A 12,556-nucleotide genomic window follows, 5' to 3' on the forward strand; every position below is an offset into this window, starting at 1 on the left:
GAAATTATCTATTCTGCTTCTTTTTCAGTTAAATAATTATCCCAATTAATAGCTTCTAACACATTTAACATTTCTTCTGCCATTTGAGGGTGATTATCTATAATAGTATACATTATTTTTTTAGTCATACATCCTAAAATTTTCATATTTTTAGTATTACGACTAGATATTATTGAATTATAAAGGTCTTCGAATTTTTCTTTTTGTGTCATAATTAACCGAGTTTGTCAAGTATAGTTTTTAATAAAATATTTGTTTCTTTGGAATTATTCTCTAAATTACTTATTCTATTTTCAATAGCCTACTATTTTGCCCATTCAGTATCTAATTCTAAAATTAGAGATTTATACTATTCTACGTTATTCTTTTTTCTTTCTATAGTTTTATCTACAGAATTTAAAAACTCTTCATCTAATTTTAAAGAAGTTTTCACTTCTTTAAGGATAACATCTTTGCTAGTAGCTACTAAAGTTACAGCCCCTGGTTTCTTAGTAGAAAATGTAGAATCATTAACACCAATAACATCTGTAAAAGTTTTTCCATTTAATTCATACGTAATGTCTATTACATTTACAGGCATTGAGATGTTTTTATTAATATCCATTCTCTAAAGTCCTACATTTAGAACTTTTCCTTCTACATATTTTATATCGTCTCCTTTTATAAGAGCATATATAATTTGGTCTTGTTTCATGTCTTTTAATAGAGGGTAAAAATCATTCATAAATGCTATATTAAAAATTAGAAAGGGAGTTTTTAAGCTCCCTTTCTAAAGTTTATTTATTAACCATTAACGGGAGTAGTTTTACCACTATAAGTATTTACAAACTGAGAAAATTGATTTTCTAAATTCAGTAATTCCTATTTTAAAGGATTAATCATAGCAGCAGCACTCTGTTCAGTACGTACTAAATCTAACTCAGTCTGCAAACGAGTTTTTTCGGCAACTACATCTTGATATACTTTAGCTTCCCAAGCTTGTCTAAATGCAGCAATTTCAGCTCTGGTTAAACCACTTTCTACACGTAGACTATTTTGTAAATCATTTGTTTGATTAATAGTTTCTATTCTACCTTGGTAACCTTGTTCTAATATTTGAGTTTTTATATTACAACAACAATCTTTTAAATTCTAAATTAAGTTGAGATTACCTAAATCGATAGCTCTGGTAACTCCTGCAAATCCCATTCCATTTTGAGCTCCTAGATTTGTTATAGCCATAACTACACCATTAATAGCTCCTTGTAGTGCATTATAATCTACATTGAGATTCTAGGATAATTGAGAAATAGCAAATGTACTACCCTAAATAGCTTCTCTAGCCCACTAATTATTGTTATTATCATTAATCTAGTTAGATAAACTGTTGAGTTTGTTTTGAGTTTCCATGTCTAAGATGCCATTATTACCTCCATTTCCCCAGTTACCATTGCCAAATAAGGCTAACATAACTAAGTACATCCAGGGGTTATTGTTCATCATAGCCATTGCAGTAGCAGTGTCTCCAGAATTACCTCCATTTAAGTAAGGTAGAATGTTGATTTTTTCTTCCATTTAAGATTTTTAATTTTAATTTTAGTTTGTTAAAAAGAAATCTAATCGAAATTTTGACGTCTTAATTTCAGAACAAAATTAGTTAAAAAATCTTAAAAAATAAAAAAATCAAAAGTAAAATTTTTACAAAAATTAACATTTTAAAAAACATCAATTTAGAGCCTGCCATATAGGAGCAACGTCTAAATTAGTATTATTGTTAGTTCTTATATAAATTGTACTAGTCTATTGCTACTAATCATAAATAGATTTTATATCATTGATATTTCCAAAGTATTCTAAGTCATTTGGATTATTACTACATAATATTAAACTATCTAATGGGATATTATCTAGCAATAATTTTGGTTCAGGATCTACATTCCTTACTTTTCTGTATTCGGTAAATAATACTTTACTGTTAGATTTACAGTTATTACAAGTTATTTTGAATGCAGGTTTTTTAGGCTAAGAAATATTTTCTACGACTAATTTGTTAGTTTTTTCCTATTGACTGACTTCACTATCATAATCAATTCCTTTCTAAGTATTAAAATCATAGAATAAGTAGCTAGTACCATTTTCAGAATATAAATCAAATGTACAATTATTAAAGTTAATTTCTACCTAATAAGGACATTTTATTCTAAATAATACTGGGATATAGTTTTCCCCAGTTTTTGCCTATAATATACTATTTAGTATATCTAGTTCAGTTCTAGTACTAGTGGTTAATGCCTAAATCTGCTATTTAGTGTAAGTTCCTGCAGATATATAAGTTATTCCCTAACTCTGCAAGGCTGTCTAACTTTCTTGACTTACTTCTAAAGAATAGTCTACACCTGAACCTACTACTCCAGGAAGATAAACAGAATCTCCTATAAGCTACTATGGATCATCTCCAATCTTTAATACATGCCTATCACTTACTTTTTCTTCTTTATAAGTTAAATATTGTACTAAATCATAATTAGGACGTCTAATTATATTTTTAGTTGCACTAGGTAAATTTGAACTTACAAAAGTACAATTGTTGAACTAGTAAGTAGTTTTTCCTTTTACAGGTGCTTTAAATGCGAAAGAAAATACATTAGGTGCCTAATTACTGTCACTATCTGTATTAACATATTCATTAAAAGTACTTGTAGAAATATTAGTCATATCTATTTTACAATTATCATAGTGTACTACAATATCCTTTACCTACTTTTTAGAAGAAAAACTATATATTAAAACATTGAAAGGATTTATAATTGTACTAGTATCTTTTATATAACAATGTAAAACGCCATTAGAATCTATATCAGCGTAATTTGGTATTATATAAATGATAGGACCATCTATTTTACAGTTATTTAAATTAGTTACAGCAATATATCCTTGACTAGGATAAGATTCTAATTTACAATTAATTAACTTATTAAAATAAGGCTACCCTTTTTTAGAAGAAGTAATTTTATCTGTCGCTCCTTTTTCACATTTAATAGTACAATTAGAATATGTACAATCTGTTACTGGAGATTCTGCTATTAAAGGATCAACATTAGATCCTGTAGAACATTCTGATATAACTATTGAACTGTCTGATACAGACCCTTTAACATACTTCTGATTTCCAGCATGAGATCCTCCTCTTGCAAAAAATGTATTTCCTGTACTTATAACATTTTTTACTATTTGTTGCTTAGATAGTGTAGCTCCAAAATTAGGAGTATATGAATTTGTTGTAGTAGAACCTCCTTCTGAGAAAGTATTATTTGCCATATATACATGGTAAGAATTCTTTATTGAAGGACCAGTGGTTCCATACAGCTTATTATCATACATAGATAATCTTAAAATAGTAGGCATCATTATAGCTCCACCATAGAAAGTACAATTTCTTATAGTCATATTTGATGGGAAGTAATCTTCACAATTTATATGATAATTTGTACTTCCCCACCATTCTGGATAAGTATTTAAAATCTAGTCACTCTTAGTAGTTCCGTTACTTGGGAATTTAGGAACACCGTTTATAGATTTAGTTCTTTTTCCAAAAGTACAATTTTCAATAATGACACTGTCTCCTGAAGGACAACATCCTCCTCTACCATTATCATGTATATAACAATTTCTAACAAATATATTATACATAAGACCGTTTACTATATGTAAACAAGGTCCTCCACTATTAACATCACTTCCAGTGTTATTTTCGACATTGTTCTCTGGGTCTTCTTCATCTGTAGAAGGTCCTGATGATGAGCCTTGATTTTCATAACTATCATCTGTTTCTGATTCATTACTTATAGTCTAAAAGATAGTACTTAATTCAGGATTTTTTCCTCTATACTATCCTTCGTTTAATCCAAATTCATATTTAAATTGCAGCTATATATGAGTTTCTTTATCTAATAAAGTAAAACTATCTAAATAACCGCAAGGTATTATTCTAAGAGGACCCTAAATAACGGAAGTTCCTGAACTATTATCTAAATTATAAGTTAAAACTTCTATACTAGGAGTATAACAATTTGGAATTCTAGTAGTACCTAAATTATTAGAAATAGTAAATCTCCTCTTTCCACGTTCTTTTTTTATCCATTCTGGAGAAGATGCATTAAATCCTGGAGATACTTTATATATTTTAGATAAAGCATATCCAGTAGCACTATCATAAGATATATGATGAAGTTTGCTAGTTTTAGAGTCAAATGTATCTTTAAATCTAGAACCAGTATTTACTATACCTGATATTTCTTGGGTATATCCTAAACCACCACCAGTTCCTGATGTAGTTTTTGTAGGTATATATTTTAAATTCTCTCCGATGTAATTTGGGGCAAAATAAGTCTTATCGCTACGACCTCCAAATCCTATGAAGTCTGCTTCAAAACCACTACCTTCTAGATTATCAAATACAATATCATGGGAATCTCTTCCGTGAGCCTATATTCCATAACCTCCTTCAGAAGTAGATTGAGATTCTTTATTTTGATATGTAAATTTTCTAGTATATTTTCCACCTTTGAATATTCCATTTTTTAGTGTTATATGATCACACTAAAGAATTCTCATTAAACTATAACTATATGGGATAAAACTAGAAGAATAGCCTGGATTAAGTTCTATATTATAGTACTTAGATTTGTTATAACTATCTAATAACATATAGAATGTACTTCCTCCAAAATCTATAGTTAAATCTGATATATTAACTAGCCATATAGAAGCATTCAGATTTATTCTAGGATCTGTATCATCAACTTTACCTTTTGTACCAACTTTTATAGGAGTATTTGAATTAATATTAGCTTCATCATAAGCGTATGTAGGAGTAAGACAATATTCTCCTTTTGGTATTCTTACATAATTATAGCCCTACTATTTAGCATCCTGAAAAGCTTTACTAAATCCTACACCATTATTATACATTGTAGTATATTCCTATTCAGTATACTATGGAGCTTGTAAATTAGAATCATCAAAATGTCCTTGAATATATCCTTCTTTAATATTGTATTTATTTAAATCTACAATATAAACAGAACTGTCTGTATTTTCAAACTATTGCTGTTGTCCCCAGTTTTTAACTGAAATCCTATTATTTTCATCTATAGAAATACCAGTTCCTGCTTGTAACTTTTTCTAATAATTTCTATTTACCTCATTTATAGTATTCTAATAATAATCTTCAATACCCTAAACTATTGCAGAATTCTATACTGGATTTGGACTATTTCTATTTAATCCAGGATCTACAGTTATATCACTACTTGTACCAGGAAAATTCTTAATATCTATAACATTATCTTTATTAATACTAATATATTCTCCAGGAGTTAATTTATCCTATTTAGTACTAATATCCTAATGCTATGTTAGATAAGTTCCTAACTCTATAAGATTATCCTAATTAGGAGATTTAATTTCATTGTTTATCTTTATTTTTAAAGGAATATCGTCTTCAGAATCACTAGGAGTATCTTCAGGACTAATGCTAGAGTTCCAATTATCAATATCTTCCTAGGTAATATTTTTTACACACTGTGGTATAGAGGGGTCTGATTCTTCAAACTTCTATAAAGCTGTAGAACCAAGTAAAGAATTCTCTCTTATTTTAGATAAATCACAGATAATATCCTATTTACAAGCTAATAATTTATCTATTTCATCTGCAGTATAAAATCTTTCCTTTAAAGACTATACCATTAATTCTTTACAAGTAGCTTTGATTTCTGAACTTAATTGATTTGAACAAGTTTTATAAGCTGGTTTCTAACCAGAAAGCTACTGTTTTATTTCATTAATATTTTTCAAAACTATTAATTATTAATAATAAATATTATATATCTAACGACTAAAAAATTAAATGTTCTTTAAAAATTCAACACTTAAATTTAATTTTTCTGGATATCCTTGTGTGATATCATATGCTTCAATATCTTCTATGTTATTTAAACTATTTATATATGCCTTGTGAGATTCTGTAACATTTAAAGCTTCTGCTGCATATATTTCTAAGGCATTAAGCATCTATAACCAAGCTTCTGTAGAAAAGGTAAAAGATGCTCCATTAAACCATTTAGTAACAACTTCTCTACCTAATGAAGCATAACTTTCTATACTAATGCGTAATGTCTATCTAGTTTGTGCATCTAACCACATAGGCTGTCCAGCAAGATAAAAAATATTTACCTAGTTAGATCTATCATAGTCATCTATGTCATCTAATTTCTAGTGTCTAACTTCTTCTAGAAGCTATTCTTCTGTTAATTCTGGATATTCTGGTTGCTCGTATACCAACCAACCATCTTCCAACATCATCTCATGCGTAGGGTTAATAATTGTTGCATTATCAGTATATAATACATTACCCTGAAAAAAGACCTATTCTCCGTTTATTATTTTATAATACTACATAATTCATTACTAAGGTGTTGCTGTTTGTACTGACCATCCTGAAGGTACTCCATATGCTCCAGTTACATTCCAATTAGCTGCTGTATTTTTAACAAAAACTCCAGAAGATGAGACATTCTATACCCAATTTATACAATATGAAGTAGTAGGAGTAGTGGTAAACATTGCAGTAATTTTAGTTAAACTTGAACAATTCTAAAACATTGTATTATAACAATTAGAAACTAATGTTAAAGCTGGGAGGTAAGGAGATTGTGTTAGTGAAGAACAACTAGCAAACATACTTCTATAACAATTAGCAACTAAAGCGGTAACTGGTAGTTCTTTAGGACCTGCTGACATAGCAGAGCAACCTTCAAACATTCTATAATAACAGTACTGTGCTAAATTAGTGGCAGGAATTCTTAAATTTTCTGCATTTCTTATAGGAAGATTTCCAAAAAAGTTTGCAAACTAATATGTACCAGTAGTTTTAAAGTCAGAATCTTCTGCAAAAGTATCTCCGTTCTATAAAGACATTATATTTCCATAAATATCAAATACTTCGCTTGGTAAAGTATTCTCAGAGTAAACATCAACCCAAGACCTAGAAGCTTGTGAAGAACCTGTTCTCCAAACTCCCTCTGCTATAATCGATAGTGTTTCTCCAGCAGCCAAAGTAATACCATACACACCACTTGTAAAAGTATAAGTGTCCTAATAAGTAGTTGGAGTAACCCAAGGACCATTATTTAATTTCATTTTTATAGATGTAACTCCTAAAGCAGGACTTATATCATATTCACAAGTACATAAGCTTTTAATAGTAAATGGCATTGATAAGAATGGATCTCCTGATGATTGTGTAGATAACGTTTCCATCAACGCTCTACGTCTTAATAATAACTCTATCATATCTAAGCAAGTATTAATGATCCATCCAAAATGTTAAACTCATAAGTATTCCCACCTTCAATAGATGGACAACCAGGTGCAACTGTAGTTCCAGAAGGTAGTGTTAAAGTACAACCACTTGAAGCTGCTGTAAATTTACCTCCGTAAATTAAGAATCCTTGTCCAGTTCCCAAGGTAAGTGTTAGTCCAGTCAAAGTTGGAAATATATAAAATTTACCTGGCTGTATAGTTCTAGATATAGAACCAGAACTTGATACATCTCTTGATACTATAATTTTATCAGCTTTATCATCCCAATTTTCTATATCGGTAGAAGTAATAGCATTAGCTGGATGAGTAGTAGCCATAGCTCCTACTTCACTTGCTGTATAAGTGGGTTTAGTAGAAGCTAATGCCCAACTATAGATTGTAGGTCCAATTTTTACAAACTGACTTGTTGCTGGATTCCAGTAGTACCCTTCGTTGTTTGTTTTGTCTATATAAATATTCTTAACATTTCCTGTTAAAGCTGTATTAGATACACTCCAAGAATTAGTTCCACTATTATAAGAAGTTTGATACCATGTAGAACCATTATTCTGCATATATACTACGTCAGGTTTATTATTTATAGAATTCTATAAATTGCTTGTATCTAAATTTACATAAGAAAAAGTCCAAGCATTCTAACTTGTCACTCCTACATAGTAAACATTCAGAGTATCAGCAGAAAAGAAGTATGCATTACTAGAATCACAATATTCACAGTAGTATTCAAAGCCAGAATTATCCTTAACTATTACTAGTTTTCCTGCATTATAGGCGGTGCTGATTTCACTAAATGTTTTTGTTGGATTAGAAATTACATCATTTGTTATTGTAACTCCTACTATAAATTTAACATCTGAGAGATCTGGTATTGTAGTTGTACTAGGTAATGCTCCCACTTCATTTGCGGTATATGTAGGTTTTGTACTCTATTTTGCCCAAGACGGAACTGACGCATCTACTATATTATAATCGGTCCCTCCTATATTTAATTTTGTTACATCTGCCATATTATTTTATTTATTTTAAATTATTAATCGTTAGCGCCACCGCTACCATAATATGCAATACTACTAGATCTATCAAAGGAGTATAAAGATGCAGTTTCAGTATTAGGATCACATATTATTAAAACATCTCCATTAGCTGGAATTGTAAACGAATAATACCAATAAAAGTAGGTATCAATTGTTTCTGTACGAACTGTAATACTTGTGATATATGAAGTAGACGTATTTTTTGCACGTACAATGACTAGTTTATCTCTAATAGGAGCAATTATTTGATGAAATGTCATCACATACTAATTTCCTTCAACAGTTATTTCTTTATATACACAATTCATTTCACTATCTCCTCCGCCAACTTCAATGCTATCTACTAAATCGGCATAATCATCAAGAGTAGCACTGGAAGAAACTGTTACACCTTTATTTTCAATAGCAGTCTTTAAATCTGCTTTCGCTTGTTGTAATCTTGTTATTTCATCACTTATTGCCATAATCATATACTTGCTAAAAGAGTTTCTATATTACCTATCTTAGTATCTATTTCTGATTTTGTATAATAATTAGTAGGAGCTGTTATTGGGCCTGAAGAATTTATAAAGTATGCGGTATTATTAGAGTAAGTTGCATCTAATAAATCAGGTTTATTCTAAATATATGCATCACTACTTGCATTAGTTTCATTCCAATTTGACTATACATTTACTTCTGCTCCTTCTGATATTCCAGCCAACTTATTTTTTTCTGTAGTTGTATAATCGTTAGTAGACAGATCTTTTCCATTAACCTTATCAACTTTATTATTTAATGCAGTATAGATTGCTCCTCCTTCTACTGGGTTAGTTCCGCTTTGTGTTATAGCATCATCAACTGTAATTGATGATCCATCTTTACCAGTCCACAATCTAATACCTGTACCATCGTGATAATAGACAGGATGATTATTTAACAACTCAATGGACGTTGTATTGTAGGCAATCCCAAGAAATATGTATATCTTCCCGTCTGCTGTTGTTGGCAATGATTGTACATAAGGAGTTGTTTCGTCAATGATTGCAGAACCATTTACTTGCGGAGCACATTTAATATATACAGGTGCCCAATCATTCAATGTAAGTGCTGCTCCAGTTTTATTAAAGCTATAACCTAATGATAGAGTGTATATAATCCATAATGAAGCTGCAGCAGGCCTTGCATTTGCATCTACAGCAGCTGTGGTTCCGTAATATACAATATGTCCGAACGGGTCAATAGGGGTCTGGTTGACAGTCCTTGAAGACGTTGCATTGGTGGATGATGAGGTGTTTGCAGGAACATAGTGAGTACCATCAGCACTAGTAAATAGCAACCTATACCTGTAGAATTTCTGTGATGCAGGTAAAGAATGAGAATTGCTTCTAACCTGGTAACCAACGGTGTTGGTGTTGGAATCATAACCACGATAACACACCCAGCAACCTCCTTCTACCCTTTCCTCATCATATACAAACAACATAGTATATGCTATATTAAATAGCGTAGTATCTCTAGTAGCTGCTGCAAGATTGCTATAACAAGGTTTTGCGCCAAGACCATTGACGTTAAGAGTAAAACCTGACGCAGATGTAACAACACCATTTTCAATCATTGCACATACCCCATCCTCAAGCTTGTAAATACCAGGAACTGTAGCAGTGAATTCTGTAGCAGTAGATGTACTATCACATCTTCCAAATGGAATTCCTGTAGTTCTGACTGTATCATTACTATCTATTGCTATACCATCACCCGCCGTAAGTACATCTTGTTTACCACTGATATCCTGATGAGAAGTCAGGAATCCACTATCATTAGTAAGTTGAGATGTTGCAGTAGGTATTACAGTAGTATCAGGCAGTGCTCCTACTTCAGAAGCTGTGTAAGTTGGTTTTGTTGATGCTCTTGCCCAAGTTGGTATATTTGCATCTTTTACATTATAAGTTTCTTCTCCTAATTTAATTTTACTAACATCCATAATTTATAAGTATTAAGATGGAGTACTTGCTAGTATTATTTCTAATGTTTCAGGGTTAGTAGTAGTATTGATATACTATGCAGTAGGAAGTATTACAACTCCTACAGCGCTGCTTCCAACTTTCTTTTTAGAAAGTAATCTTGTTGTAGATGTGTAAGTTACATCTTCCAATACATCGTCTAAAGCATTGTTTATACTAGTAGTTAAATTATTTAATGCTGTATATACACCACCACTAGTAATTGGCTTAGTGCTACTATTAGTAGGAGTAGTATCCCATGCAGTTGCATCATTAGAGTATTTAGGTACTAGATGTGATATAGATTGATGTTGAGTTAATACAGTAGTACTGGTTCCAGTTTTTAGCTAGATTGTTGTTTTATCAGCATCATTACCTGTTCCAGCAGTAATAGTTAATTCACTTTTATCAGCTTTATCTTGTAAGGCTGAATAAACTCCTCCACTAGTTACTAGTTTTTTACTGTTATTAGTAGGAGTACTATCTGGTGTAAATGCCACCTAAGCATTTCCATTAACTGTATAAGTAGCTCTACCATTAGTAGTATCATAACCTACAGCAGTTACATATTTAGCATCTGACTCAGTTTTAGTGTAATAATTGGTAGCATTAAATATACTAGAAATAGGAATTTCAATATCCTGTTTACCTGCGTCAGTATTAAATGTTATAACTAATTTATCTTGACCTCCTAGACTATTATCTATATATACATTATCTACCATACCATCTTTAATAAAATCTGTAACATCTATTGTGCTAAATGGAATGTTACTTCCTGGAGAGAAGAGCCTTAATTGATGTGTACTTCCAGAACTATAATAGTCTATATTTCCTACAACATCCCCTGCCATAGCTACAGAATCATCCTCAAGAGGTATTGAAGTAGTATTCTAAGTAGTTTCACTTACTAAAGATATATTTAGACAAGGAACGTTGTTTGAATTTACTCCTAAAGATATCTAATATTCCACTGGTTGACTATTACCGTCAACACCAGTTAAACTAAACTATGCTAGACTAATATCGGATAAACTTACTTCGTCTAATTTTTCAGAAGCTACTTTATTTGTATTTGGATAAAATTCTAATTTCTTTCCAGACTTATTATAACTTGCTCCTCCAAACTTCACACCTAGGCTTCCACCACCGTTTAAGGCTGCACGAGCTACATCGTCTTTTATATCGTAAACTGTATTATTAAGTTTAATTCTACTAATTTCAGGATTGTTTGCCATAATTATAATTCTTGTTCAATTTCTAAAATATCATCATTAATAAATATTATAGGTATTTTATCTTCTATCTCTTGAAAAGATTCAGTAAGATTTACATTACCTAAAGAATATTTATTTTGAGAATCGTCTTGAGAGTAAAAGTCTATTTTATGTGTGTTTTTATTATAACTTACTCTTCCAAAGCAATTCTTATGTTCCTACTAATTTATAATATCTTTTGCATCATTTAATATCTTTTGTAAATCTATGGTTAAATCTGAAAAACCAACTTTTTGTTTAATATTAGTATTTTCTTTATTAGAAACATTTTTTTCAATAGTGTCAAATGCAATAGTTCTCTACTAACATTCTTCCTAAAGAATATCTAAATCTATACTTGGTATACTTTGTTCAACTCCTATTTTCCTATTTAAAACTAGATTTGATTTATCTTTGATATTACATATTGGTTTTTCAGAATTTTCTACAGTAGGGCAATTAAAATTAACTTTTATAGTTTTATTATTATTAGTAATTAATAGATTTAAATTTTCCTACTATACAGGTGTACTATAATCTTGCCCTATCTTTAATTTTCTTGAAGTTGCCAAAGTTATTTTTTTTAAAGATTATTATTATAATATCTAAATAACTATTATATTATTAATAATAATGTCATATATACACTAATTATTAATCCAATTTCAAGTCTCCATTTTAAATTTTCTTTACCAGCTATACCACATATTATCATAGGTAAAATGCATATTGGTTTTAGTAATAGAATCCAACTACTAAATAATATAAAAGATAGTATTGCACATATCATATGAATAGTTTCATCTTCTTTATTAAGTATATTAGTTATTCCAGTAAATAACATACTACCACATCCAATAAAAGGAATCCATTTAAATAGAACTGGTGTAAGTTCTAACATAGGGTATAGCAATAAACACTG

The 12,556-nt window shown here is 30.2% G+C and carries 16 protein-coding genes; all 16 read right to left on the minus strand.

The features are described from left to right. Positions 1-8: 8 nt before the first annotated feature. The gene (locus QVA17_RS01140; RefSeq protein ID WP_287385844.1) at positions 9-212 is read right to left on the minus strand and encodes a hypothetical protein; all 204 of its coding nucleotides are present in this window, start codon (positions 210-212) and stop codon (positions 9-11) included. Positions 213-349: 137 nt separating this feature from the next. Then, positions 350-604 carry a hypothetical protein gene (locus QVA17_RS01145; protein WP_287385845.1) on the minus strand — a complete coding sequence of 85 codons (255 nt, stop codon included), beginning with the start codon at positions 602-604 and terminating at the stop codon, positions 350-352. 2,360 nt (positions 605-2,964) lie between these two features. Then, on the minus strand, positions 2,965-3,387 hold the full coding sequence (locus tag QVA17_RS01150) for a hypothetical protein (protein ID WP_287385847.1): 423 nt from the start codon (positions 3,385-3,387) through the stop codon (positions 2,965-2,967). A 114-nt stretch (positions 3,388-3,501) separates the two neighbouring features. Continuing rightward, positions 3,502-3,825, minus strand: a complete 324-nt coding sequence (locus QVA17_RS12660; protein ID WP_442911562.1) for a right-handed parallel beta-helix repeat-containing protein — start codon at positions 3,823-3,825, stop codon at positions 3,502-3,504. 2,058 nt (positions 3,826-5,883) lie between these two features. Continuing rightward, positions 5,884-6,051 (minus strand): hypothetical protein, encoded by a 168-nt coding sequence (locus QVA17_RS01155; RefSeq protein WP_287385849.1) that lies wholly within the window; start codon positions 6,049-6,051, stop codon positions 5,884-5,886. Positions 6,052-6,945: 894 nt separating this feature from the next. Continuing rightward, complete coding sequence (locus QVA17_RS01160) at positions 6,946-7,110, minus strand: hypothetical protein (RefSeq protein WP_287385852.1); 165 nt, start codon at positions 7,108-7,110, stop codon at positions 6,946-6,948. Positions 7,111-7,134: 24 nt separating this feature from the next. After that, positions 7,135-7,299, minus strand: a complete 165-nt coding sequence (locus QVA17_RS01165) for a hypothetical protein (RefSeq protein WP_287385854.1) — start codon at positions 7,297-7,299, stop codon at positions 7,135-7,137. A gap of 35 nt (positions 7,300-7,334) precedes the next feature. Continuing rightward, positions 7,335-7,916 carry a hypothetical protein gene (locus QVA17_RS01170; protein WP_287385855.1) on the minus strand — a complete coding sequence of 194 codons (582 nt, stop codon included), beginning with the start codon at positions 7,914-7,916 and terminating at the stop codon, positions 7,335-7,337. Between the two features lie 81 nt (positions 7,917-7,997). Continuing rightward, the gene (locus tag QVA17_RS01175; RefSeq protein WP_287385857.1) at positions 7,998-8,258 is read right to left on the minus strand and encodes a hypothetical protein; all 261 of its coding nucleotides are present in this window, start codon (positions 8,256-8,258) and stop codon (positions 7,998-8,000) included. A gap of 134 nt (positions 8,259-8,392) precedes the next feature. Next, the gene (locus tag QVA17_RS01180) at positions 8,393-8,659 is read right to left on the minus strand and encodes a hypothetical protein (RefSeq protein WP_287385859.1); all 267 of its coding nucleotides are present in this window, start codon (positions 8,657-8,659) and stop codon (positions 8,393-8,395) included. 3 nt (positions 8,660-8,662) lie between these two features. Next, positions 8,663-8,860 (minus strand): hypothetical protein, encoded by a 198-nt coding sequence (locus QVA17_RS01185; RefSeq protein WP_287385861.1) that lies wholly within the window; start codon positions 8,858-8,860, stop codon positions 8,663-8,665. A 200-nt stretch (positions 8,861-9,060) separates the two neighbouring features. Continuing rightward, positions 9,061-10,359, minus strand: a complete 1,299-nt coding sequence (locus QVA17_RS01190; RefSeq protein ID WP_287385863.1) for a hypothetical protein — start codon at positions 10,357-10,359, stop codon at positions 9,061-9,063. Positions 10,360-10,725: 366 nt separating this feature from the next. After that, the gene (locus QVA17_RS01195) at positions 10,726-10,878 is read right to left on the minus strand and encodes a hypothetical protein (RefSeq protein ID WP_287385865.1); all 153 of its coding nucleotides are present in this window, start codon (positions 10,876-10,878) and stop codon (positions 10,726-10,728) included. Continuing rightward, the gene (locus QVA17_RS01200) at positions 10,879-11,232 is read right to left on the minus strand and encodes a hypothetical protein (RefSeq protein WP_287385866.1); all 354 of its coding nucleotides are present in this window, start codon (positions 11,230-11,232) and stop codon (positions 10,879-10,881) included. It lies immediately after the preceding gene. A 156-nt stretch (positions 11,233-11,388) separates the two neighbouring features. Further along, the gene (locus QVA17_RS01205) at positions 11,389-11,616 is read right to left on the minus strand and encodes a hypothetical protein (protein WP_287385868.1); all 228 of its coding nucleotides are present in this window, start codon (positions 11,614-11,616) and stop codon (positions 11,389-11,391) included. Between the two features lie 634 nt (positions 11,617-12,250). Continuing rightward, a partial coding sequence (locus QVA17_RS01210) for a hypothetical protein (protein ID WP_287385869.1) occupies positions 12,251-12,556 on the minus strand: 306 nt, incomplete at its 5' end.

It is taken from the genome of Lachnospira sp. (genome assembly GCF_016290755.1).
Lineage (GTDB): Bacteria > Bacillota > Clostridia > Lachnospirales > Lachnospiraceae > Lachnospira > Lachnospira multipara.